The organism is Desulforhopalus glucosivorans (assembly GCF_054397165.1).
Window position 1 is genome coordinate 1,064,982 of sequence record NZ_AP044854.1, and the last position, 25,237, is coordinate 1,090,218.

Sequence of the window (25,237 nt, forward strand, 5' to 3'; positions counted from 1 at the left end):
CGATGGTGAAACAACTGGTTAAATGAAATATTGCTGAGTTGTTATATTTGATGGTGATGCTGTTACAACAGCCAATGGTAGAAACATAAGCTACCGACTGTGGGCAGTATTAGCATTAAAACAAATACGCCAAGACACTCCCCTCTATTTGTTTGTGAGGTTAGTTTTTGATGTGGATTTTCTAGCAACCATCTATGATGACACGTACTGCAATAGAGCCTTGTAAAGCCCCTATTCCATGCTTCTATCGTTCTTCGATCATAATCGGTTATTGTTTTGCAACCAGCACAGGAAAATGATTTCTCTTTTGGTTTTTTGGGTCTATTTAAGAGAAAAAAAGCTATTAAAGCAGGTGCTATATATATAAGAGTATTTTCAAATACTCTTGAGCGAAGAAATTCTGCTCCTCCAATGATTAGAAAGCAAACGCCAACTAAAATGAAAATATAGTCAATAGCATCCTTTTGTGGTGGATTCACAGGAACATATTTTGACTTTGCTGTTGCACGCTTGGTTGCAGCAACACCTTCGATAACAACACGTTTAGCTTTTAATCTCTGCTGTGAGTCAATAGTAGAATCAAATAGTACTATATCTCCTTTTTGTGGTCTTCTTGTATTTGTTGTGACAGAAGAAATGTGGAAAAAGATTTTTTTTGAACCGTTATCAGGTTCCTGAATCCGTGACGCCAGAGCTACAATCCCTTTCAAGGTTAACGCTGGGCCATAACTAGTAACTCTGACACTGCTTACATTCCAAATAGCATAGTGTTAGAGTTCCTTTTCTCATTTTTTGGAGAAATCATCCCCTTAAATAATCATTTCTCCTGCACTAAGACACAACTCTCTCTTTGTATCTCATACTTCATCTACTCAAGGACAGCTTTTGCTAAAAGCTAAGGAACAAGCCGCTGGTATATAGACTTGTACATCAAGAACCACGGATTGCACTTGCCGAGCTTTATGAAATTTTGATTACTTCGCCGGACATATTTACAAGCAGTCAAAATAAGATCACGAATGACACTTTTTATCCTGCGCCGTTGTACAGTAAGCTTAACTGGCGAAAGCTCTTTTAGCTCAATCATCAACGACCCAATGGTTCTCAGGCAATTAAACGCTAGCATCGACAGCAGGAGAACCAAGCTGTTAGTGCCGAAATTGCTTGACGGCAAACGTTCGACGTCCATATCTGACTTCAACTCACTGTGAAATTGCTCGCTGGTCCCATGATCGTGGTATAACCTAATGATCTCTTCAGCATCCTCACACAAATTTGTCCAATACGTATCAACCTCCAATTCAGGGAATAAAAGATAATTTCCTGCCTTGTCAATTTCTCTCACAGTAACTTCAAAGGCTACAGGAACAGGAGAGCATTTTTGATTCGCTGGCTGTTTAGAGTAGAGAACACCCCTGTAAACAGTTTTTCCCGGTCGTGGTACACTCTTCTTGCCTAAATCCATAGCCGTTTTAAGCCACTGCTCACGAACTTCTTTGCGAAGGTTGCGTTTGATGATAAAGTTGCATTGACCTTGAATGAGCTCAAGGTTTTCCGCGCTATCATTACCGGAATCCAACCGCAAAAGCACTTCACTTTTTAACCCAAGCTCTTCGATGAAACCTAAGCCACGCTTTAAAAAATCAACTGTTCCTGACTGACAATGCTGTTTGCCAGGTCGTAGCTCACAATCAAGCATAAATCCTTCTCTTCCAAGGTAGCCAAACATCGGTGCGTAGCCGTCATAGTCCTTATAGGTGCGAGACACATTTTGTTTTTTGGTTCGAGAGTTATCCAGGGGAGATACGTCGCAGTCCCATGGAATATAACTGCCGAGTTGTGTCTTCACTCTGCTAAACTGCTGATTACTCAGCAAAGCAAGGTTTACTTTACGAATGCTAGAGTCGAATAGCCCAGCACCTTCATCAAGCCGTTGCCGAATCCTTTCGACTGAGGCCAAACCTTTGATGTTTAATGAAGCAGCAAAAAACTCATTATTTTTGAAAATATTCAAGTCATCAAAAGATGTTCTTCCCTGGCACAGCAACCCAAGGTAACTCCTGATTATCAACGAATTACAATAGATAGGTCTTCTTTTGCCTGTCTGGATTGCATCTACAGCCTCGTTCAGTCCTGACTTATCAAGCAATGCACCAACGAGGGCCATACCACCGGCACTGTTGATTTTTTCAGAACTTTGTTCTATTTTGAATTTCATGGATAATCTTTTTGGTGAAGTTATATATGCAGTTTGGCGACCGCATTAATATACCTAAACTTAAGAGGTTATCCTATTTTTTTTGCTATTTTGCTCATATGTTCGTCACGGATTCAGGAGGTTTTATAAAACCAAATCCTTTATCATCCTTCCATTGCTCGATGGTGCCTTTCATGATTTTCCTATTTGACGATTAATTTATTTTCTTACACATTGTAATACATGAAAAATATCCAATTACTGCATTCCGTTTAGATTTTTCTACCTTATCCGTCCGCCTAGAAATAAGGTGAGGGCTGAAACTCTACACTTCAGAATTATGAGCAAATGTTCTTAAAGGTATAAACTATCATAGCATCGTTATCAATGCACTTCTTTTACCTATTGAAATCATGGGAAGTTATCCTAAATAACCTGATGTCTAGCTTCTTAGGAGGGATGGAGGAAAGAATTAACGCAAAATGTATCTAAATTTGTCGCCATGTATTGGGGCTTTGGGGTTCACAGCATCTAACGTCCTGATAATCTGTGCTTAATGGTGTTGAAACTTGTGTACATGTGTAGTAAAAATAAGGTGGAGACTACAAGACAGGAGTGTTGCTTATGGAAATTATTATTGGATCAATGCCACCTTTGACTGGACATGGGCAGAAGTTGCCGGAAAAGAGCAAAGGGTTGATAGATGCACAGTTGCTTAATGTAAGACCGCCACGAAAGGGAATTGCAGGGCCATCTGGTAGGGAAAGACGAACAAAGGATGCCAGTGACCCCCATAAGGGCAGGGTTTTGACTATAATGGTGCCTGATGCGACCCAGTTACCAGCTGATATTGATACTGCTCGATATGAAGTCAGTATACGTCTGGTGCGTAAGTAGTGGTGATTAATGATAAAATATCATTAGCTCTTCAATCTTAACATCGATATAGTTTCTGCATCGTTCCAGATAAAATTCTCGTCTGCCCTCGCCTCAAAAACAAAACCAGAATTTTTCATTAATAGATTATACAGGTAAGAAATAACAAAGGGGCATCAGCACTATTGTGCTGATGCCCCCTTTAATCTCTACGAGTAGAGTACCTTTTTTTTAAAAAGGATTCATTGCCCAGATTCCGCATGGGCAGGTGTCTGCACAAAAGCCGCAGCCAATACACTTATCGTCATCTGATACATATTCATAGTCCACATCAAGACCAACCTGATCACCAGCCTGTGTAACAGGGGTAAGCTCACGTCTTGTGATAGCACCTGTTGGACAGATGGTCTCACAAAGATGGCAATCTCTGCATGAAGCACAGGACAAACAACGATCTGCCTGATTCTGCTCAGTAGTGGTGATCTCATCCGGCACATAATGGGTTATGGTGAGCGCCTTTTGTGGAATGAGAGGCTTGGCGAAAGGTTGCCATTCCTGGCCCTTTGCCTGGGCTATGATGAACTCAGCAGCGGTCTTTCCAGCACCAAGGGCGTGGGTTGCAAGCCCTGGTCGTTCAACATCACCGATGGCCAGAACCTGAGCGTCTGAGGTGAGGTGTGCCTTATCCGTTGTGACCCAGGCAGCTCCACCGACAGTCATGGTATCTACCGATTCAGGTAAAAAGGAGAGGGCTGGAACATCACCGATGGAGATGAGCACTGTATCAGCAGGTATAAGCTCACCGTCTTCTGTTAAAAGACCTTCATCTGTGACTTCTTTTGTTGACACTGGCCATCTAAACGTAGCGCCTAAGGCTTCAGCGGCATCTTTTTCCTTACCAAAGGCAAGTGGCTTTTGAATATCCACAAGGGTAACCTTATCCGCACCAAGTCTGTACGCTTCACAGGCTACATCGCAACCAACATTACCGGCACCGATGACAACCACTTCCTTACCGACACGGGTTGGGTTGTCGGACTTGGCTTTTTTAAGGAAATCAAGAGCGGGCAGAACCTTTTCATGTCCAGGAAAGGGGATTGTCCGTGGTACATGGGTTCCCACAGCCACAACAACGTAGTCAAAATCTTTTTGCAGCTCGGCAAACTTGTCCTTACTCATGTCAGTATTAAGACTGACCGAGATGTAGGGTGTTTCCATGAAGCGCTTGATTTCCTGATCCCAGATTGCCTGTGATAATCTCTCCCATGGAATAACCTGGGCAAGTTTACCACCAATCATTGAATCCTGCTCAAAGATATGAGACTCTATCCCTGCAAGGGCGAGTTGCCAGGCAACGTTCATACCAGCGGGCCCACCACCAATAACCGCAACTTTTTTACCTAAGGGCGCAGCTTTTGGAAGGCCCTTTGAATCACCCACAGCACGACCAAGTACCTGCACATCGATGGAATCATCGACGCCACGCCTTGAACAGTTGTCCATACAAAGATTAGGACAAACCGAACCACAGACGGAAGCGGGTAGCGGGGTGTAGTGGAGCAGCATGTCATATGCTTCATCAATCTTACCTTCGCGAATGAGTCGCAGGCGATCAACTGTAGGAATATGTACTGGACAATAGTAGGTACAGGGGGCAGCTGACTCGGCATTAGCCCAGTAGGGTTGCTTGCGACGCAGGTCACCTGTTACAATTGTACCGATGGGGCTACGATCAAGACCCGGCGCCAGATCTCTTAGTGGATCACCACCAAGGGATTTATTCCAGTGCTCGTTTCTAAATTCAGCCATACTCATAGGTCCAGAGAACATGAGAGCACGTTCCTGGGGCGTGATGGCAACGAGCATCTGCCACTCTTCGCGGACACTTAGAGTTTCAAGAAGCTCAGGCTGGCGGATGTTATCAAGATAGCCTTTAATATTATCCTGTAGCCACTGCCACTGGGCATCGTCTGGTTTTGTCAGTTTGGAGTTGGTTTTTGAATAGGAATCATCAATTTCACCACGAAAGTAGATGAGTCCTCCTACCATACCAACACATGGACGATAACCAAGTATGTTTTTAGGATTTTTAGGGTTGATACCACAGACAACAGCGGTTCCACCACAGTTAAACTCTGCAAATGAATCACCAGTGGACCCGAGAATCCAGAGTTCTGGCTTTTCAAATTCAGGGTTCCATTTGGTCATGGTGAGACCACGGGCGCCAATGGAGCCGCCGATAAATACCTTACCGTTGGCCATGGCGTTACAGACACCGTTGGTCGCATCACCGAGGACTGTGATTTCTGCACCGATATTCAGATAACCGACATCATCTGAGGTGGCATCTTCACAGATTATTGTGGTACCGGGCATCCCCATACAGCCAAGGCGCTGGCCGGAAGGGCCTTTGACTCGGATGGTGAGGCCGTCTTCTTTTTGAAGACGGATACCTATATTATGTTGACCGTAGGATTCGAGGGTCAGGTCGCTTGCGCTGGTTGCGGCGTCCCGTACCAGCTTTTCGAACTCCATGGAGCCGATGCGCAATCCTTTTTCGTTTAGACCTTTTACAACCGTTGTAGACACTGAAAACTCCTTATATCAGGTGATTGAAAACAGAGTTACTCGCTTTCAATCACATCCATAAAATTTATGTAACTGCTTAGCAGACGTATTTGATATTTAATCGATCTGCAGCCGCTTTATTACCAATACCGATAGCATCAGACATACCAACAGGGAGACTTTGCGATCGCCCAAGTGGAGCCATGATTTTTTTGACTTCGGTGTTGATAGACATAAAGGTCTCCGCAACACGTTCTGCAACCTTATCAGGATCCAAACGGCGGTATAATTTGGCGTTTTGGCTGGTGATACCTTTAGGACAGATACCCACATTACAGACGTTACAGCGATTCTTCTCGTTGCCGAGACAACCGGCAGCTGCCTGCATGATGTATTTTCCGATGTGTACACCCGATGCCCCAAGCATAACCATGGCCATACCGTTTTGGGCCACGTTACCGTTTTTACCAATACCACCCGCTGCAAAAATAGGGATCTCATTCTGCTTGCCCTGTTTTGCAAGATCGAGGTAACAGTCGCGCACGCAGGAGGCAATGGGGTGACCAGTTGCTTCCATACTTACGTTGTAGGCAGCACCAGTTCCACCATCAATACCATCGATCATAAGCCCGGCTGCATAAGGGTTTCTCACAAGATTATTGAGAACCGATTTAGCAGAGGTCGATGCTGAGATCTTAGGATAGACTGGTACCTTGTGGTCAAAGGCGGTGGACAGGGTCTGGATCATCTTCATGACACTTTCCTCAATGGAGTAGAGTGTCTGGTGAACAGGCGGTGATGGAAGATCCACACCCTCAGGAACACCACGAAGACGGGCAATAAGCTTGGAAACCTTGTACCACATGAGAAGCCCACCATCACCAGGCTTTGCGCCCTGACCGTACTTGATCTCGATGGCCGCAGGATCACACTGCATCTCCGGAATGGCGCGGATAATCTCATCCCATCCAAAATAACCGGAAGCGATCTGGAGGATGATGTATTTAAGGTATGGGCTTTTCAGTACCCATGGAGGACAACCACCCTCACCGGTACACATAACCACCGGGATTCCAAGAACTTCGTTACAGTAGGCAACACCCTGGAGTAGACCAAGCCACATATTTGGTGAGAGTGCACCAAAAGACATGGAGCCGATTACAAAGGGGAAAATTTCTCTTGTTGGAGGAATCCAGCCACCATTCATTGTGCGGTCAAGAAAATCCTCTGGAGACAGAACCCGTCCAAGGGACGTGGTGACCGTGAACTCATGGCGACCTGCATCAAGAGCAGGATCCGTGAGCATGGAGATACGATCAAACATGATCTGATCGAGAAGAGTGGGACCAGGCGAGTTTCTCCTGCCTCCACGCTTCATTGGCTCACCCTTACGGTTATCAAAGAAAACTGTTCGGTTTTCGTTGGTGCCGGGCTTAGGAGCTATAGCGTCGTTGGGGCATACCATGGAGCACATACCACAACCGATACAGAGTTTTTCCGGATCAAGCACCTGACGGATACCTGTGAATGTTTTGTAGTCGTTACCTCGCTTTTTCTGGAATACATCAAGCTTTGGAAGACGCTTGCGCATGTGAGCAAGGGTGATTGCACCTTTTGGGCAGACAGCGGTACACTGTCCACACAGGGTGCATCTGTCCTCTTTGTGCTCAATGATCCAGGGAAAATCGGATGGAGTTAAGCTGCTTGGGGTAACGGAAACTGATCGTACTGAGACCATATCTTTAATTCCTTTCTATCTGGGGGAACGATTACTGTGTGTTCGCGCATTGGTTGGAAATCAAGTGAAGGATCACGATCCGGTACCATTGCCTGTACTCCACAAATTTCTGATGCAATGGCCCATGCGCCGTCTCTACCACCAACGGTAGCTGGCCTGAGTTTTTTCTGGTCCATTGCTAGCATGCAGGTTTCATCGGGCAGGGTGCCAATGATGGCATTGGGGCCATCGATGACAAGTCTTCTGCAGGCCTGACGGAGTCCTGCAAGAAATTCACCCTGGGGGTGTTCTGCAAGTTCTTTTGAACTGAGCGGCGTAATGATGTGCTTATACGCCTCCAGGGGAAGCTTTAGCTTTTTAAGGGCGTAGTGAAGGATGTGGGTAAAGACCTCACTGTCACTCTGGTAGCCGGTGTACCCAGGAATGTTTTTACCTTCAAGCCAGTCTTTGATAGGAACAAAGGCGGTGTTCTCACCGTTGGTCATGGTAGAGATACCCTGGATAAAAAATGGATGACAGGCATACAGGTTGATGCCGTAGTTGGTGTTCTGTCTCCCTTGAGCCATACAGACACGGGATTTAATCTGGGCATCATGTAAGCTCAGTCCATCACCAATCTGAAGAGGCCAGCCAACCTCTTTAATCATGGCAACATCAGGATAAAAGGAAAAGACGGTAATCTTATCTTCCTCAGTTGCAAGTTTTCTCAGAGCAAGTCGTGCGTTGAGCATTTCAGCTTCCCGCACTTCGTCTGATGCATCTTTGAATCTGAGCGGCATTCTGTATGCACGCAGGAAGTAGCGGAAGCGGTCGGCTTCAATGTGCCCAGCTTCAAAGGTGAAACGGTGATCGTATTTCAATTCATAGCCACGGTTCTCCATGAATTCGGTGACCCGTTGCCAGGCTTTTTCCGTATGGGCAATACCTGAGAGGATTGGGTAGCGTGGATTGTATTTGAAATCTTCAAATTCAAGTCCACGGAGCAAAAGGCCAAGACCGGACCCGTCATATCCTTCCTGCATGGCTTCCATGGCAGAAAGAACCTCATAGGGTGAGAAGGCCTCATTGGCGGTTTTCAGGGCTAAACGACACATGTTTTCTCCTGATGAGTATAAGAGATATGCCTGACGGCAGGAAAATAAGTCTATCGGATGTTGATCTAGTGGGATTCATGCCGGATAAACAAAGACAAAAACGTACAATCGAGATAGTTTTTCTACTGTATTGTTACAAAAAAGTCAATAATACCCCATAATGAAATATTATATAAAAGCGGATTTTAAGGTTACAAAAATGTAAGAATTGGTGTGTCGTGTTGCTGTGAAGCACATAATAACAGTGGGATAGTCTAGTTTTGTCCTGTATGACTATGGCCAAAAAAAATATGTCACATTTTATTGGCAATTATCAGGGAATCCGTTATTAGAGGGGGTAAGAGAGGTGAGGTGCGGGAATTACGGGAGGTACGAAGTGCGTAAAAGAAAACGGCAGATAACCCAGAAGGGTCATCTGCCAAAATACAACGTATTGATATAGGATACTATTTAAGAATATTCTCTATTTTTCCAAGGTTTTTAACACTCTGAACCTTTTCTTTAACCTCTGCAACTTCTTTAACACCTGGTATATCATTGATTATGTCTTTACCGCCTTCTTCGACGTCACTTATACCCTGTTTAAACGAAGTAATTGCCTTTCCTAGACCAGATCCGATTTCGGGAAGTTTTTTTCCGCCAAAGATGAGAAAGGCGATACCGAGTATGACGATGAGTTCAGGGGTTCCAAGTCCAAACATGAGTCTCTTTCTCCTCGTCACTTGTCACAGAAAACAAGTGAAATTGATTAATCTAAGCGTTTTTTTTACGACAATGTCTCTGGCATTATGAATGTTGATGCAATAGACTGTGTCGTTTTTTAAGGGGTGAGGACAAGATATCTATGCCTGGCTGTCAGGTCCTTTTTCATCATCATCGATTTTTTTAGGATCGTCTTCTTTTTTGGTGGCCTCTTTAAAGTTCTTGATGCCTTTTCCAATACCAGATCCGATTTCGGGAAGCTTGCCAGCTCCAAAAATAATCACAATTATCACTAATATTACAACAAGTTCTGGCATTCCGAGTCCAAACATAGTCTTACCTCACGTAAATATAAAAATAGTATATGAGCGCTGTAAAAGCGTACATTTTAATTGCAATGATTGAGTTACTTAGCACCTTACTCTTGAAAGCCTGTCCTAAAACACAGGTAGCGTAGACTCCGAGAAAACTGGAGAACCTTTTAACATTGCGAACTTAAAATTACTCCTGAGGTACTTATACCCCTCAACCGAGTACTGAAAGAAGTCCCAGCTTATTTCCAGGTTGCCGCGAGTAATGCAAATGACATTAGAGTAGTCACGGCAACTTGTCAAGTTTCCACATTCCCGTAGGAACTATAACTGCTGTTTACCTGGATCCATATTTATTTTTCTTATGAATCGGGATTTGGCTTAGAAAATAGTGAATGCTCAGCGACATAGTTCTGTATGGCATTTTTATCAGCAGCCATAAGTTTACACCGTGTTTCCTTGCTCTCAATTCCATTAAGACTTTCCGGAATTTCAGGTGGAGTGTTAATTGCCTGTTCTACAACATCACCAAATTTTGCAGGGTGTGCGGTTGCCAGACAAACGATAGGCACGCCACCAGTCTTGAGTTTTGTGGCAGCTTTAACACCTACAGCGGTGTGTGGGTCGAGGATATAGCCAAACTCTTCGTGGAAGGAAGCAATGGTTTCGGCGACTTCTGCTTCTGTAACCGAAAGGGCTGCAAAGTCCCTTTTAATGAGATCCTGGGAGCCGGAAAGGTCTATCTTGCCATGTTCGGCAAATTCTTCCATGAGTTCTTTGGTCTTTGCTGCATCGCTATCCATGAGGTAGTAGAGGTAGCGCTCAAAATTTGAGGCGGCCTGTATATCCATTGATGGACTGGTGGTGATTTTTACATCTCCGAGGGAGTAATCGCCATCGTTGACAAACCTGCTGAGAATATCGTTATCGTTACTGGCAAGGATAAGTTGGCGAATGGTGCCGGGTGGCAACATTTTTCGCGCTATGTATCCAGCGAAGATATCACCGAAATTACCTGTAGGGATCGCAAAATCAACCGAAGAGTCTTTCTCGTGGTTTGCAACATGTATACAGCTGTGTACGTAGTAGACAACCTGTGCAAGAACCCGGGCCCAGTTGATTGAGTTGATGGCACCTAATCGGTGCTTGTTTTTGAACTCGATATCGTTAAAAATCCTTTTGACGATGCTCTGTCCATCGTCAAATGAACCATCAATAGCAATATTGAATACATTGTCATCTAGAACCGTAGTCATCTGTCGTTCCTGCACTGCACTGACGCGCTGGTGGGGGTGGAGGATGAAGATGTTAATCCTCTCCTTGCCACGAACACCATAGATGGCTGCAGAACCGGTATCACCGGAGGTTGCGCCGATAATATTAAGTACTGACTCGTCTTTTTTCAGAAGATACTCAAAGAGATTTCCGAGGAATTGCAGGGCAACATCCTTGAAGGCAAGAGTCGGACCGTGGAAGAGTTCCAGAATATGGAAATCGCCATGGTGGACCAGTGGAGTTATCTGCTCAGATGAAAAGCTTGCGTAGGAGGCGTTAATGATGTCCCGGAGGTCAGTGCCTGGAATGTCGTCGATAAACCGCGACATTATCTCAAAGGCCAGTTCAGGGTAGCTCAGTTCCTTCCAGGACGTCAAAGTGTCGCTACCAATACGGGGAATGGTTCGGGGAAGCAGTAATCCACCATCTTCGGCCAGCCCCATCATGACAGCCTTCGTAAACGAAATCGGGGAAATTCCACCCCTGGTACTTAGATATTGCATAATCGACGATTAGTTATTTTTTATAGCTAAGATTATTGATTGAGTCGTTATACCGATTCAACATCCAATTGCTTCGCCTCTGACCAGAGACCTTCAATGTCGTAAAACTTTCTCTGCTCGTGGTAGAAAATATGTACAACTACATCATCAAAGTCGAGAAGAACCCACATGCCTTCATGAAGACCTTCAGCATTTGAAGCCTTAACTCGCTTAGAGCGGAGTTTACCTTCGATGGCTTCAGCAAGGGCCTGAACGTGCCGGGTTGACTTGCCGTTCATTACTACAAAATATTCGGTGAAGGTAGTGAGTCCACGAACATCAAGGATTACTACTTCTTCAGCTTTTGTATCAAGACCTGCAGCTGCACATATCTGTGCGAGATCATGACCACTCTTGTCTATAAATTCTTTTTTAATCTGTTTCATTATATTTTCCCATTATTTTGGGAGCGTTACTAAAATTATTCTTTGCGCTTTGATTTCCGTGGTGGAAACTCAAAACTAACTTTACCAGTTTTAGCAAGTATCAGGTAGGCGTCAAAGGGTTTTTTTCGTTTAGAGATAAAACCTGTGATAAGTTCTGTCTTGCCGTCAGTTAGAAGTTGTCTGATATTGTCAGCAGTTAGCTCTTTTGCGAGTATGATTCTGCTTATTCGTAGTCCTTTTTTTGTATCCCCATCAAGGGCTGACTCAGAGACAAAGGCCATGGGGGTTTCGAAAACCCTTGTGTTGTCAATGGGGGACAGACCAAGATGTTCTGTCTTTTTGATTGCGTCAATGTCCAGGTCGGCCATGGAGTCGGCAAACATAAACTCAATTTTATTATTAGCGAGCTTGACCGAGGCAGTAAAGGGCTTTCCGCGCTTGGAGCGGAAGTCACTGTATGGTCCGATGGTCTCGCCTTTTAAAAGATTAACCACATCATCTTCGGATAACATCCTGCCTCCGAGTATTTTCCTGATGCTGATCTTCTCGTCCTCTGAAATATATGCAGTGGGAGAGCTGAACATATGGATGCCGTTAACCGGGCTAAAGGGAGCCTCCGGTCGAACTTCTTCAGACTCGAAATTTTTTACCTGATCAATGATGTGCCGGGTCATGGATCGAATTTCAGCCATGAACTTATCGCGGGTAAACTCACCTTTTAATATCTGATTAAGTTTATACTCCCACTCACCTGTCATCTCAGGGGAGGCGAGAACATCAATTTTCATTGCCTCAAGAAGAGAGAGTAGCTCAAAGGCTTTACCGGTGGGGGTAAGATCCTTACCTTCACGAACCACATATTTTTCATTGATAAGTTTTTCAATGATGGCAGCACGGGTGGCTGGGGTTCCAAGACCCCGTTCTTTCATTGCATCGGCCAGTTCGTCATCTGATATAAGTTTGTCAGAGTTCTCCATGGCAGAAAGAAGCGTTGCCTCATTAAAGCGTGTGGGAGGCGTCGTCGCGTGCTCATCCTTTTCTACACCTTCGCAGGTAACTGCCGCATTTTCCGGAAGTTGAGTGAGAACCTTGTCTTTGCCGTCACCCTTGTCGGTGCCGTATATTGCCTTCCAGCCAGCCTCAAGGAGTATCTTTCCTTCGGTGAGAAAGGTCTCTTTTTCCACAACTGAATAGCGCTTGGTATTCAAAAATTGCGCGGCTGGGAAAAATACAGCGAGAAACCGTTGAACGACGAGTTTATAAATCTTTTCTTCGGGTTCAGAGAGGTTTGAAGGCAGATGGGTAGTAGGGATGATCGCATGGTGATCAGAAATCTTTGCGTTATTAAAGATTTTTTTCGTCGGCTTTATATATTTATTGTCGAGGGCAACTTGAGCATATTTACCAAGTTTCCAGTCGGTCTGATTCTTAATCGTCTTTTTAACAGTAGGGACATAATCTTCAGGCAGGTGCTTGGAATCGGTACGAGGGTAGGTGAGAACCTTGTGTCTCTCGTAGAGTGCCTGGGCAATGGAAAGAGTGTTTTTAGCTGAAAAACCAAAGCGTGAGTTGGCCTCTCTTTGCAGTAAGGTCAAATCATAGAGTGGAGGCGAGCTTTGGGTCGTCTTTTTACTCTCTTCTGTTACATCAGCAACTTTTCCTGCGCACTTATGTATAAGCGCATCTGCGTCTTCTGTTTTCCAGAGTCGGTCTGCCTTTTTATGGGCATCTTTTGGGTCCTTGCTGAACTCAGTGTCAATCCATTTGCCCTCGTAGGATCCAGTGGAAAAATCAAATGTAGCACGGAGTGTCCAGAAGGGCTTTGAGACAAACTCCATTCTGGCACGTTCTCTTTTGACGATAAGTGACAGGGTCGGGGTCTGTACACGCCCACATGGGGTGAGAAAAAATCCACCCCGTCTTGAATTAAAACCGGTGAGTGCTCTCGTTGCATTAATACCAATGAGCCAGTCGGATTCTGATCTACAAAGTGCAGTATCCTCAAGAGAGACCATCTCGTCGTTGTCGCGAAGAGAATCAAACGCGGTTTTAATAGCATCTGTGGTCATTGACTGCAGCCAGAGTCGTTTAAAAGACTTTTTGGCAACAGAATTGTTCCAGACATATTTGACAATGTATTTGAAGATGAGTTCACCTTCACGCCCTGCATCACAGGCGTTGACAATCTCGGTAATGTCTTTTCTTCGTATCAGTTTTTGCAGGGCATTAAGTTGGGATTTTGTTCCATCTAGTCCTTTAAGGGGGAATTCCTCCGGTAAAATAGGCAGGTTAGCCATGTCCCATTTCTGAAACGCAGGATTGATCTCCTCCGGGTAGCATATGGAGACAAGGTGGCCTATTGCAAACGAGACAACATGATTGTCTCCTTCGTAATGTGTTTTATTTTTTGTGAATTTTCCAGGAAGTACCTTTGCAAGGTCTCCGGCCACACTGGGCTTTTCTGCAATAATTAAGGTTTTATTGGTCATAAAAATGCTTTTAAAGAATGTATAAAAACTATTCTTGTTGAATAGCAGCTACAATATCGGTTGCTGAAGTGGGAAAATGTAATGCATGTAGCGCCCTATTCCCAAATAATGTGATAAAAGAGCAAGAAAAACTTTGGTTGAAATATACACTTAAGTTCATATTACAAGGAACTTATCCCGGTTTTTGCCGGTTTTCGGGGGTAGCAATATGCGTACAACACAGTCATATTGTCCTGGGTAACAAAAGATAGCAGGAACGTGCTGAGACAGAGGATTAAATATAGTGCGAGTTGAACTTTGTCAAACATATTTTTCAAAGGATACTCTGTCCAGAGTATAAAATTCCCTGGGATGCTGCAGGTTTTAGCCAATTCACATTCTATTTGAAACAGGACGTTGCCGTTTGCAATCAATACTGAAAATCAGATAATAAATAGTGGGAGTCGATGAGAAATAGCTTAACTGTTGGTCCTTTCGGCTTGACAAAGTTACCGATCTGTGGTTAATTTTCTACCGCTAATGGTTCTAGAAGATTTAATTGGAAAGAAGATGTCTTTCATTAAAGATAGAGCTGTTATGGTTATACCTCCCTGTCGAGCAGTATCAGGGGGGCTTTTTTTGAAGTGGGCATTGCCCGCTTTTTTTTGTGTCCGCATATTAGAGATGGTAACTGCAAAGCCTCATTGGCTGCAGTCATGTTGGTGGTAGGTTTATGAGCGAATTGATTGTAGAAAAAATTCAAGACTATCTTGCAGAGTTGCTTCCCGATATGGGACTTGAACTTTTTGATGTGCAGTTCAGGACAGAGGCCCATGGCTGGGTCTTACGAGTATTTATAGATTCACCCGAAGGCATTTCCCTTGATCATTGTACTGACGTAAGTCGGGAACTCGGGCAATACCTCGATGTGGAAGAAGTAATAGATCATGCTTATAATCTTGAGGTTTCCTCACCAGGACTTGAACGACCGTTGCGATCGATTGCAGAGTTCAAAAAAAATGAAGGGAAGAAGGCTCGAGTAAAGGTACATAATGCTATTGATGGAGTGAAAACTTTTGAAGGTGTTATTGGCGATGTCGGTGAAGAGATGATTAACATGACCCTTGCCGATGGGAGTTCGATGCAGTTTTCGTACGATATGTTTAGTAAGGCAAGGTTGGCCATTTAAGCTGGACGGGCTGTTTTAAGAACAATGGATGTAACTCCGATGTTCGGAGATGAAAGTCATAGTGACGGGGTAATAGAATGCTATCAGATTTAAAACGTATAATCGACCAGATAAGCAGGGATCGAGGTTTTGATAAAACATTACTGATAGAGGCCATCGAAGAGGCGGTCCAGTCTGCAGCGAGAAAGAAGTTTGGTAGTCGTCGGGATATCGAAGTTCGATACAACGAAGAATTTGGTGAAGTTGAAGTTTTTCAATTTCGTATAGTTGTAGAAGGTGCAGAAGACGAGCAGACAGAAATTGAACTTGTTGAAGCACAAAAGCTTGATCCTGAAGTTCAGGTTGGAGATGAGCTTGGCGAGAAGATGGAAAATATTACTGACCTTGGTCGGATTGCAGCACAATCTGCTAAGCAGGTAATTATTCATCGCATGAAAGATGCAGAGCGCGAAGTCATCTACGATATGTTCAAAGATCGCATCGGTGAAGTCGTCAGTGGTATTGTGCAACGTTTTGAACGTGGTAATATGGTTGTTAATCTTGGTCGTACAGATGCAATTTTGCCAAAAGATCAACAGATTCCTAAACGCTCCTTCAAACAGGGTGATCGGATTCGTGCCTACCTCAAAGAAGTTCGTCAGACCAGCCGTGACTCACAGCTGATTCTTTCCAGAACCTGTGACGAATTCCTCGGTAAGCTCTTTCACATGGAAGTTCCAGAGATGGGAGAAGGCATTGTCCGCGTAATGGGTGTCAGTCGTGAGCCTGGCTTTCGCGCTAAAATTGCTGTGAGTTCTTCTGAAAGTGATGTTGATCCGGTAGGTGCTTGTGTCGGTATGAAAGGTGCTCGCGTGCAAAACGTTGTCCAGGAACTTCAGGGTGAGCGTATTGATATCGTAACCTGGAGTCCGGATCCTGCAAAGTATGTGTACAACGCTCTTGCCCCTGCCCATGTCAGTATGGTTATGGCCGATGAAGATGCAAATTCACTCTTGGTCGTTGTTCCAAACGATCAGTTGTCGCTGGCAATTGGTAGGCAGGGTCAGAATGTTCGTCTTGCATCCAAACTTATTGGCTGGCGTATTGACGTTAAAAGTGAACAGCGCTATGCAAATCTTCAGGAACCAAGTTATCAGAGTCTTTTAAAGCTAAAGGGGGTCGATGAGACTCTTGCTGATCAGCTCCTCGGTAAAGGAATATTCTCTACTGCTGTTCTAGCCACGAAGTCTCTAGAAGACTTAACGGTTTTAAGAGCAATTGATGAAGAGTTTGCCCAGGCACTCATTGACGAAGCAAAAGCAAATCCTTTTGTACCTGAAGAGACTGAAGAACAAGCTACAGATAAGACTGAGGCTTCTGATCAACCTGCTGCAGATGTTGCAGATGTCGAACAGGAAGTAGCTGACACTCCGGTGGACGTTGCTGTTGAAGAAACAGGCGAGAGTGATGAGTCGGTAGCAGAGGTTGACAACGAAGTTGCTGTTGAAGTAGAAGAAAAGCATGCTGATGAGAGCGAAGAGTCCTGATAAGAAAGTCTCTTTGCGCACTTGCTGCTCGTGTAGGTTGAAAAAGCCCAAATACGAACTGAAGCGTTTTGTCTGGCAAAACGATACAGTTCAGGAGGATCCCGGTCAGAAACGGCAGGGTAGAGGGGCTTACTGTTGTGACAACGAGCGATGTGTGGAACTTCTTCTTGGTAAAACGAAAAAATGGAAAAGATTGTTTCGTCTTTAAATATAGAGATTTAAAACGGTTCATTTCGGTTTAGTGAGTAATTACCGAGAAGCTAATGGATCAAATGATTGTTGCGATGCAATACGGGAGTAGAGGATGAGCAGAGTTAGGGTATATGAGTTGGCCAAAGAGGCTGGCATGAGCAGTAAAGCATTGACTGATAAATTGATTGACCTTGGATATGATATCAAAGGCCACAGTTCTTCGGTTGATGACGAAACAGCAGAAAAAATACGGAGTACTGTTCTGACATCGGCGAATACCGAGCTTGTTGAAAAACGTATTGACAGTGATAATGAGGGCTCAACGATTATTAGACGAAGAGCCACCGTAATCCGCAGGCGTGCCAAAGTGAAAGAAGAGGTTGAACCTGAGGTTGAAGAGTCTGCTGAATCTGTTGAGGCTGTTGATTCTTCCGAAAATGCTGAACCAGTAGAGGCGGTTGCAGAAACCCCAGAGGTTGAGACTGTCGCTGAAAAAGCTGAGCCTGCTGCTGAAGCTGCTAAGGAAGAGGTTAAAAAAGAAGTTAAGGTTGAGGACGTATCCGCAACCACAGCAGAAGATACTTCCGTCGCTCAAGAGGTTCAGGAAGAGACTCCAGAGCCTAAAGTACTAAAAGAGCCTAAAGAGGCGAGCCAGGAGCCAGTTGCAGAGGCCCCACCAGTTGAAGCTGTAAAAGAAGAGACTGGAAAAGCTGAAGAGCCAAAGGTCGCTGATAAGCCTAAAGCAGATGCTAAGCAAGTAAAAGCAGAGGCTTCTAAACCAGGCAAGCCAGTCCAACCTCAAAGAAAGCCAATGGCCCGTGTTCTTCGTACAATCGAATTGCCTAAGACTGAAGAGCCAAGCAGACCTTCCAGGCCGAAAAGAAAACCTGGCAAGCCCGCACCAGTCAGAAGACCTGCTGCAGGGGGGCCGGGAGGTCCACCAGCACCACCAGAGCCTCAAGCCGATGACCGTTCGAGAAAGAAAGGTAAGAAGGGAGCAGCAGGTGGAGCTGATGACCGCAATAAAGATACCCGCAGAGGCGGAAAGAAAGGTCAGAAGAATGTAAAATTCACTCACTTTGGCAATGACTACTCCAATAGAGATGGTGGTCGTCGAAGAAAAGGGAAAAAAGCTGCCAAGGTTGTAATGCCTCCTTCAGAAATGAAGGCGAGCAAGAAACGCTTTAAAGTGTATGACACCATTACAGTTGGTGATCTCGCACTTAAGATGAAAATAAAGGCAAGTGACGTTATCGCAAAACTGATGGCACTTGGTGTAATGGCAACCATTAATCAGCCGGTAGATACTGATACCGCAATGATTATTGCCTCTGACTTCGGTTACGAAGTAGAGCAGGGTGTTACGGAAGAGATCGGAATGCAGCTCTTAAGCGAAGCTGAAGAGGGTGGAGAAACTGCACCACGTTCTCCGGTTGTAACTGTTATGGGGCACGTTGATCATGGTAAAACCTCTATCCTTGATGCCATTAGAAAGACAGATGTGGCAGATGGTGAGGCGGGTGGTATTACTCAGCATATCGGTGCATATCATGTTCGTTCTGCTTCAGGAGATGTTACCTTTGTAGATACTCCAGGTCATGCCGCGTTTACTGAAATGCGCTCAAGGGGTGCCCAGGTAACAGATATTGTTGTCCTTGTTGTGGCAGCTGATGATGGTGTAATGGATCAGACCCGTGAGGCTATCCGTCACGCCCAGGCAGCAGATGTACCAATTATAGTTGCCGTGAATAAGATCGATAAGGACAATGCCGATGTTGACAGGGTTAAACGTGAGCTCTCGGAACTTGACCTTATGCCGGAAGACTGGGGCGGTCAAACGATGTACTGCGAAACATCTGCCAAGGGAAATATTGGTATCGATAACCTCATGGAGAACATTCAGCTTTTAGCTGAGATTCAGGAACTTAAGGCTGATAAGACCAGAAAGGCGAGAGGCCGTGTTGTTGAGGCTCAACTCCATAAAGGTCGTGGTCCAGTTGCAACTGTACTTATCCAGGATGGTACCTTGCGTCCTGGAGAACACTTTGTTGTGGGCCAATTCGCTGGTAAGGTTCGTGCGATGCTCGATGATAAAGGTCGGCCGCTTGGCGAAGCGGGACCTGCAATTCCTGTGGAAGTGCAAGGTCTCACAGGTGTTCCGAGTGCTGGCGACGAGTTCATTGTTGTAACTGACGATAAGATGGCTAAGAATGTTGCCCAGGTTCGATCGCTCAAAGCACGTGAGTCAGATCTTGGTGCCCACACTAAGATCTCCCTTGATAAGCTCTTTGAGCAGATGAGTGAAGGGGATGTTCAGGAACTGAAAGTCGTGCTTCGTTCTGATGTTCAGGGAACCCTCGAAGCCTTTGCCAAGGCTGCTGAAGACCTCTCAACAAAAGAGATTAAGGTTAAAGTCCTCCATGAGGGTACTGGAACAGTTACTGAATCTGATATTCTATTGGCCTCAGCGTCCGATGCCATTATCATTGGTTTTAATGTACGCCCAAGTCTAAAAGTGAAAGAGCTTGCAGAAAAAGAGAATGTTGATGTCAGATCCTATGACGTCATCTACCATGCTCTTGATGATATCCGTAAAGCCATGGTCGGAATGCTTGATCCTACCTTTGAAGAAGAGGTTATTGGTCTTGCTGAGGTTCGTGAAACCTTTAGTGTTCCAAAGATTGGTGTCATTGCGGGTTGTCATGTTCTGGATGGTAAGATTCTACGATCTGCTCAGGTTCGTGTACTTCGTGATGGTGTTGTTGTTTACACCGGAAAGATCGAATCGTTGAGACGCTTCAAAGATGATGTTAAAGAAGTTATGTCCGGATACGAGTGTGGTATCGGCGTAGAGAAGTTTAATGATCTCAAGATTGGTGATAATCTTGAAGCATTCATCATGAACGAAGTTGAAGCCACTCTCTAATCCTCGTAAACAGGACACGAGTCAGGATAGATATACGTACGTTATGGGAATTCATGATGCATTGAACAGGCATGGGTTCCCAAGATACTAACCCCGGTAAACGATAAGTAAGCCGGGATAAGTACTTTCTTAAAATGAATTCATAATATCAAGAATTGAATTTTTAAAGTGCTCATAAGAGGTTACGGCAGTGTCAGTATTAGATCCAAAACAAACGCTTGACTCCATTGGAGTTGGCGGTAAAAATGAACAGAAGAGATCTTCAAGGGTAGCAGAGGCGATTCGTACAGAACTGTCTATGTTGCTTGTGAGTAAAGTTGGAGATCCCAGGCTTCACCCTGTCACAATCTCACGGGTTGAAGTTACAGATGATTTGAGCCAGGCAAAGATATTTTTCACCGTCTTTGGAGATAAAAAAGAAATCCGCGAGGCCGAAAAAGGTTTCCAGCGAGCCACTGGATTTATGCGCAGTCATATAGCCAAGACCCTCAATTTACGATTTACTCCTGCAATTCAGTTTCATTATGACAATGTTGCTGAAAAGGTTGCCGAGCTTGATGAAATTTTCAAGGAAATAGCAGATGAGCGAAAGTCCTCAACGGAAGATTCCTGAGCAGATCGTCTTGGATATTCAGGGCGCGTCTAATATTGCCCTATTTACCCACTCCCACCCGGACGGAGATGCGCTGGGATCTATACTTGGGATGGCAACCCACCTTGAAAGCCTCGGTAAAAATGTCTTTTGTCTTTTAGAAGAGCCTGTTTCCCACCTGTACGAATTCCTTCAGGATACTGACAAAATCAATACGAGTCTAGAAGACTTTAATGATTTCATGGATGGTGCAGGCAAGGACGTGGTGAGTATTGCTCTTGATTGCGGAGACGATGATAGGCTTGGTTCTCTTAAGAATACAGCTCTGTCATCAACTCCCTTCTGGGTTATTGATCATCACCAGTCCCACCGTGATTTTGGAACCGGTCGCTGGGTTGATCCTTCCTGCTCCTCAACCGGAGAGATGGTCTATGAGCTGGGACTTCTTTTAGGTGGTACGCTTCCCTATGGCGCAGCGTTTAATCTCTATGTCGCAATCTGTACTGATACAGGTTCTTTTCGCTATGAGTGTACCGGAAAGCGAACTATGGAGATAGCGGGTCAGCTTATCGGCATGGGTGTTAAACCCCATCAGGTTGGTAGTTATCTCTATGATAATTATACCAAGGAACGACTCAAATTGATGGAGCTGGTTCTTGGTTCAATTACTCTGCATGATGATGATCAGATTGCTTTTATGTCTGTAACCAGAAAGATGATTAATAAGAGTGGGGCAACGCTACAGGATGTTGAAGGTTTCATCGACCTGCCAAGGTCCCTTATCTCTGTGAAGGTTGCAGTACTACTTAAGGAATCCCAGAATGGTATGATCTCTGTCAGCATGCGGGCAAAAGGTCAGTGTGATGTGGCCGAAATCGCCAAGCAGTTCTGTGGTGGTGGTCATAAAAACGCTGCAGGTTTTCGTTGCCAGGACAAATCCATAAAGCAGGTTCGCGACGAAGTGCATAACGCCCTCCAGCAGGTAGTTGCTCGTAACTAATCCCACCTGTGATAAAAGATTTTAACTGATATACTATGGATGCAACTAAAGTAGGTGCTGTTGAAGCCGGGGTGTTTTTAATCGATAAGCCTGTGGATATCAGCTCCTTTGGTGTTGTCGGTAGGATGAGAAAAGTGCTTGGTATGAAGAAGGTCGGTCATGCAGGTACTCTGGATCCTTTTGCAACTGGTTTGCTCATAGTTTGTGCCGGCCGGCAAGCCACGAAACTGATTTCTCAGTTTATGGATGGAGAAAAAGAGTATCTTGCCACCCTTCGTCTCGGTGTGGAAACAGAAACCCTCGATACTGAAGGCGAGGTTGTTGCCCGCACTGATGTGGGTGAGTTATCCGCTGGGACCATTGAGGCTTGTCTTGAAAGGTTCAGGGGAGTACAGTTACAGGTACCGCCTGCATATTCGGCCCTAAAGCATAAGGGGAAGCCGCTCTATTATTATGCCCGTAAGGGGATTAAAATAGAAAAGGAAGCCCGAGAAATAAATATCAGTGCCCTCGAGCGTACTGATGGTGACTCTGACCTGAGCGGAATTGAGGCAGATTTACAGATTCGAGTCGTTTGCAGCAAGGGAACCTATATACGAACACTTGCAGCAGACATTGGTGCTGCTCTTGGTTGTGGAGCCTATCTTACTGCCCTGCGCAGGACAAAAAGTGGGAGGTTTCTGGTCGAAAATGCTGTGAGTTGGGACGAGTTAACATCTGAGAATGGTCTTGATCACTGCCTAAAGAAGATGATAAGTGTAGAAGACGTCGCTAAATTGTTGCAATAATCACCTGAGTTGACTAGTGTGTCCGTGACAATTTTTATAAAAAAGTATCTCGCCTGGGTAATCATCTAATTATCCGAGGCGCGTATCTTAGAAAAATCGTGTAATATCAGTAGTAAACGTAATTTTAAGGTGCACATTGATTTGCTGGGTTCGCCACCATTTAGTAAATCACCTGTTGTCGAGAAGTAAAACCGGCTATACAATAGAGCTGGTGAAGAATTTAAAATAACTATATTCAAATATACAGTTTCAGGAGGATTGTCGTGGTACAATCAGCAGTTAAAAAAAATGAGATAATCGAAAAGTTCAAGATCCATCCTACCGATACAGGATCTTCTGAAGTACAAATAGCTCTTCTTACTGATCGTATTCAGTATCTTACAGAGCACTTCAAGACCCACAAGAAGGATCATCACTCAAGACAAGGTCTGCTTAAGCTTGTAGGTCAACGTCGTAGCCTTCTTGATTATTTGAAAAAGAAAGATATCGCAAAGTACAGAACAATTCTTGCTGAACTAGGTCTGCGTAAGTAATATTTTTACGTTGTCCTCCAAATTGCAAGTTCTGGCACAGTGCCGTCTTATGCCTCAAACAGTTCCCTAATAGAACTGTTTGAGGTTTTGTTGTTCAGGAAAACCGAAATAAAAGCATACGGGGCTGGTGGATAATCCAGTCAGAAAAATTGGCGCTGCGCCTTTTCCCTGATGCTACACATCTGGAGAAAACATGTTTACAAAAGTTGAAACCGAAATCGGTGGTAAGGTAATTTCCATCGAAACTGGCAAAATTGCCAAGCAAGCATCAGGTTCTATCGTTATTCGCTCTGGCGAGACTGTTGTCCTTGTTACAGCAGTAGGTGCGAGTAAGGCTCGCGCTGATATAGATTTTTTACCCCTTACCATCGAATATCAGGAAAAACTTGCTGCCGTTGGTCGAATCCCCGGTAACTACTTTCGTCGTGAAATTGGTCGTCCAAGTGATAATGAGGTTCTTACCTGCAGAATCATTGACCGTCCCCTGCGACCTCTATTCCCTAAAGGGTATAGAGCAGAAACACAGGTTATCGCAACCGTACTCTCAGCGGATCAGCAGATCCTCCCTGATGTATTGGCATTGACCGGTGCATCTGCGGCCTTGTCCCTTTCAAATATACCTTTTGCTGGCCCTGTTGCCGGTGGCCGTATAGGTTTTATAGATGGTAAATACGTATTAAACCCAACCGTTGCAGAACTGGAAAAATCAGCAATGGATATCGTGGTTGCCTGTACCAGAAAGGCAATCGTTATGGTTGAAGGTAAGGCCGATGAGCTGAGCGAAGATGAGGTACTGTCAGGTATCTTTTACGCCTTTGATAATCTTCAACCGCTTCTGGACATTCAGGAAGAGCTGCAGAAATCTTCTGGCAAGACCAAAAGAGAAGTTGTAGAGCCTGAAATTAATGAAGAGCTTCTTGCAAAAATTAAAGAAGTTGCTGCTGCAGGCATGGAAAAGGTCTACACAACCAATGATAAGCTGGAGCGTGGTGATGTGTATGACGTATTGAAAGATGAAGTTCTTGCTACATTAGATCCTGAAGGTGAAAATAGTGGTGAAATCAAGGATCTGTTATCTTCTTTCAAAAAATCTTACATGCGCAGTAAAACCGTTAATGATGAGATCAGAATTGGCGGAAGAAAGTTTGATGAAATCCGCGATATTAACTGCGAGACTGAGTATCTGCCTAAGACCCACGGTTCTGCTCTTTTTACGAGAGGTGAGACCCAGGCTCTGGTTTCCACTACCCTTGGTAGCGAAAGAGACAAGCAGCGTGTAGAAACCTTAAACGGTGAAGAAAATAGACGCTTCATGCTCCATTACAACTTTCCTCCATACTGTGTTGGTGAGGCTCGTATGCTGCGTGGACCATCCAGAAGAGATGTAGGTCATGGTACCCTTGCTACCCGTGGACTTGAAGCTGTACTCCCGAGTGAAGAGGATTTTCCATACTCAATCCGTGTGGTTTCTGAGATACTTGAGTCAAACGGCTCATCTTCCATGGCCAGTGTCTGTGGCGGTAGTATGGCAATGATGGATGCCGGTGTTCCTATTAAACGACCTGTTTCTGGTATTGCCATGGGACTTATCAAAGAAGGCGATAAGATTGCCATTCTCTCTGATATTCTCGGCGATGAAGATCACTTGGGTGATATGGACTTCAAGGTTGTTGGTACCTGCGATGGTATTACTTCTCTGCAGATGGATATCAAGATTGATGGTGTTGACCGTGATATCATGGGCACTGCGCTTAATCAGGCAAAAGATGGTCGCCTGCATATCTTAAACGAGATGGAAAAAGGTATTGCAGCTGCCCGTGATGCCGTTGCGGATCATGCTCCTAAGTACATGGTTCACAAAATCAATCCGGATAAGATTCGCGATATCATTGGACCTGGTGGAAAAATCATCAAGGAAATGTCTGCTGAATTTGATGCCAAGATTGAGGTTGACGACAGCGGTCTTGTTAAGATCTTTGCCCTGAGTGGTGAGCGTGCTAACGACCTTCTTGAGAAGATCAAAGCTATAACTGCTGAAGCTGAGGTGGGAGCTACCTATACGGGTACTGTTAAGACCATCAAAGACTTTGGCGCCTTTGTTGAAATCCTCCCGGGTACCGATGGGTTGGTTCACATTTCAGAACTTGATCATGCCCGTGTAGCCAAGGTTACCGATGTGGTAAGTGAGGGTGACGTCATTGAGGTTAAGGTGCTGGACGTGGATAACCGTGGACGTATTCGTCTTAGTCGTAAAGCCCTTTTAGAAAAGGAGTAAATTCTTTTCTATAGTAGTTTTAGGCCGACTTCTTGTATGAGGAGTCGGCCTTTTTTTTT

At 44.7% G+C, this 25,237-nt stretch carries 20 protein-coding genes; 10 read left to right on the forward strand and 10 right to left on the reverse strand.

What is annotated here, in order from left to right; all coding sequences use genetic code 11:
* Window positions 1–62: 62 nt before the first annotated feature.
* The gene (locus tag ACX6CI_RS04565; RefSeq protein WP_458776991.1) at window positions 63–710 is read right to left on the reverse strand and encodes a cold-shock protein; all 648 of its coding nucleotides are present in this window, start codon (window positions 708–710) and stop codon (window positions 63–65) included.
* A 185-nt stretch (window positions 711–895) separates the two neighbouring features.
* Entirely contained in the window at window positions 896–2,218 is a 1,323-nt protein-coding gene (locus ACX6CI_RS04570; protein WP_458775547.1) for an IS1380 family transposase, read from the reverse strand.
* 603 nt (window positions 2,219–2,821) lie between these two features.
* On the opposite strand from ACX6CI_RS04570, the gene ACX6CI_RS04575 reads away from it, so the two are divergent.
* Window positions 2,822–3,094 carry a hypothetical protein gene (locus tag ACX6CI_RS04575; protein WP_458776992.1) on the forward strand — a complete coding sequence of 91 codons (273 nt, stop codon included), beginning with the start codon at window positions 2,822–2,824 and terminating at the stop codon, window positions 3,092–3,094.
* A 210-nt stretch (window positions 3,095–3,304) separates the two neighbouring features.
* Here the strand turns inward: ACX6CI_RS04575 and ACX6CI_RS04580 are convergent, their stop codons facing one another.
* The 8 genes from ACX6CI_RS04580 to ACX6CI_RS04615 form a co-directional block, all read right to left on the reverse strand.
* Entirely contained in the window at window positions 3,305–5,662 is a 2,358-nt protein-coding gene (locus ACX6CI_RS04580) for an FAD-dependent oxidoreductase (RefSeq protein WP_458776993.1), read from the reverse strand.
* Between the two features lie 76 nt (window positions 5,663–5,738).
* Window positions 5,739–7,379: a glutamate synthase-related protein gene (locus ACX6CI_RS04585; protein ID WP_458776994.1), complete on the reverse strand. Its 1,641-nt coding sequence runs from the start codon at window positions 7,377–7,379 to the stop codon at window positions 5,739–5,741.
* Window positions 7,337–8,473, reverse strand: coding sequence for a class II glutamine amidotransferase domain-containing protein (locus ACX6CI_RS04590; RefSeq protein WP_458776995.1), 1,137 nt, complete (start codon window positions 8,471–8,473; stop codon window positions 7,337–7,339). The genes ACX6CI_RS04585 and ACX6CI_RS04590 overlap by 43 nt, the downstream gene beginning before the upstream one ends.
* Before the next feature lie 446 nt (window positions 8,474–8,919).
* On the reverse strand, window positions 8,920–9,174 hold the full coding sequence (locus tag ACX6CI_RS04595; protein ID WP_458776996.1) for a Sec-independent protein translocase subunit TatA/TatB: 255 nt from the start codon (window positions 9,172–9,174) through the stop codon (window positions 8,920–8,922).
* A 141-nt stretch (window positions 9,175–9,315) separates the two neighbouring features.
* Window positions 9,316–9,507 carry a twin-arginine translocase TatA/TatE family subunit gene (tatA, locus tag ACX6CI_RS04600; RefSeq protein WP_458776997.1) on the reverse strand — a complete coding sequence of 64 codons (192 nt, stop codon included), beginning with the start codon at window positions 9,505–9,507 and terminating at the stop codon, window positions 9,316–9,318.
* Window positions 9,508–9,848: 341 nt separating this feature from the next.
* Window positions 9,849–11,264 carry a threonine synthase gene (gene thrC, locus ACX6CI_RS04605; protein ID WP_458776998.1) on the reverse strand — a complete coding sequence of 472 codons (1,416 nt, stop codon included), beginning with the start codon at window positions 11,262–11,264 and terminating at the stop codon, window positions 9,849–9,851.
* 47 nt (window positions 11,265–11,311) lie between these two features.
* Window positions 11,312–11,689: a ribosome silencing factor gene (rsfS, locus tag ACX6CI_RS04610; RefSeq protein ID WP_458776999.1), complete on the reverse strand. Its 378-nt coding sequence runs from the start codon at window positions 11,687–11,689 to the stop codon at window positions 11,312–11,314.
* A 35-nt stretch (window positions 11,690–11,724) separates the two neighbouring features.
* Window positions 11,725–14,178, reverse strand: a complete 2,454-nt coding sequence (locus ACX6CI_RS04615) for a DNA topoisomerase III (RefSeq protein WP_458777000.1) — start codon at window positions 14,176–14,178, stop codon at window positions 11,725–11,727.
* A gap of 712 nt (window positions 14,179–14,890) precedes the next feature.
* On the opposite strand from ACX6CI_RS04615, the gene ACX6CI_RS04620 reads away from it, so the two are divergent.
* The 9 genes from ACX6CI_RS04620 to pnp all read left to right on the forward strand — a co-directional run bounded on the left by ACX6CI_RS04620 (window position 14,891) and on the right by pnp (window position 25,178).
* Entirely contained in the window at window positions 14,891–15,346 is a 456-nt protein-coding gene (locus tag ACX6CI_RS04620; RefSeq protein ID WP_458777001.1) for a ribosome maturation factor RimP, read from the forward strand.
* Between the two features lie 77 nt (window positions 15,347–15,423).
* Window positions 15,424–16,872: a transcription termination factor NusA gene (nusA, locus tag ACX6CI_RS04625; RefSeq protein WP_458777002.1), complete on the forward strand. Its 1,449-nt coding sequence runs from the start codon at window positions 15,424–15,426 to the stop codon at window positions 16,870–16,872.
* Entirely contained in the window at window positions 16,853–17,080 is a 228-nt protein-coding gene (locus ACX6CI_RS04630; RefSeq protein ID WP_458778436.1) for a YlxR family protein, read from the forward strand. Before nusA ends, ACX6CI_RS04630 begins: the two co-directional genes overlap by 20 nt.
* 96 nt (window positions 17,081–17,176) lie before the next feature.
* On the forward strand, window positions 17,177–19,990 hold the full coding sequence (gene infB / locus ACX6CI_RS04635; RefSeq protein ID WP_458777003.1) for a translation initiation factor IF-2: 2,814 nt from the start codon (window positions 17,177–17,179) through the stop codon (window positions 19,988–19,990).
* A gap of 190 nt (window positions 19,991–20,180) precedes the next feature.
* Window positions 20,181–20,603 carry a 30S ribosome-binding factor RbfA gene (rbfA, locus tag ACX6CI_RS04640; RefSeq protein WP_458777004.1) on the forward strand — a complete coding sequence of 141 codons (423 nt, stop codon included), beginning with the start codon at window positions 20,181–20,183 and terminating at the stop codon, window positions 20,601–20,603.
* Window positions 20,572–21,582 (forward strand): DHH family phosphoesterase, encoded by a 1,011-nt coding sequence (locus tag ACX6CI_RS04645; RefSeq protein ID WP_458777005.1) that lies wholly within the window; start codon window positions 20,572–20,574, stop codon window positions 21,580–21,582. Before rbfA ends, ACX6CI_RS04645 begins: the two co-directional genes overlap by 32 nt.
* 35 nt (window positions 21,583–21,617) lie before the next feature.
* Window positions 21,618–22,370, forward strand: coding sequence for a tRNA pseudouridine(55) synthase TruB (gene truB, locus ACX6CI_RS04650; protein WP_458777006.1), 753 nt, complete (start codon window positions 21,618–21,620; stop codon window positions 22,368–22,370).
* A gap of 263 nt (window positions 22,371–22,633) precedes the next feature.
* Window positions 22,634–22,903: a 30S ribosomal protein S15 gene (gene rpsO / locus ACX6CI_RS04655; RefSeq protein ID WP_458777007.1), complete on the forward strand. Its 270-nt coding sequence runs from the start codon at window positions 22,634–22,636 to the stop codon at window positions 22,901–22,903.
* Between the two features lie 193 nt (window positions 22,904–23,096).
* On the forward strand, window positions 23,097–25,178 hold the full coding sequence (gene pnp, locus ACX6CI_RS04660) for a polyribonucleotide nucleotidyltransferase (RefSeq protein ID WP_458777008.1): 2,082 nt from the start codon (window positions 23,097–23,099) through the stop codon (window positions 25,176–25,178).
* Window positions 25,179–25,237 lie beyond the last annotated feature (59 nt).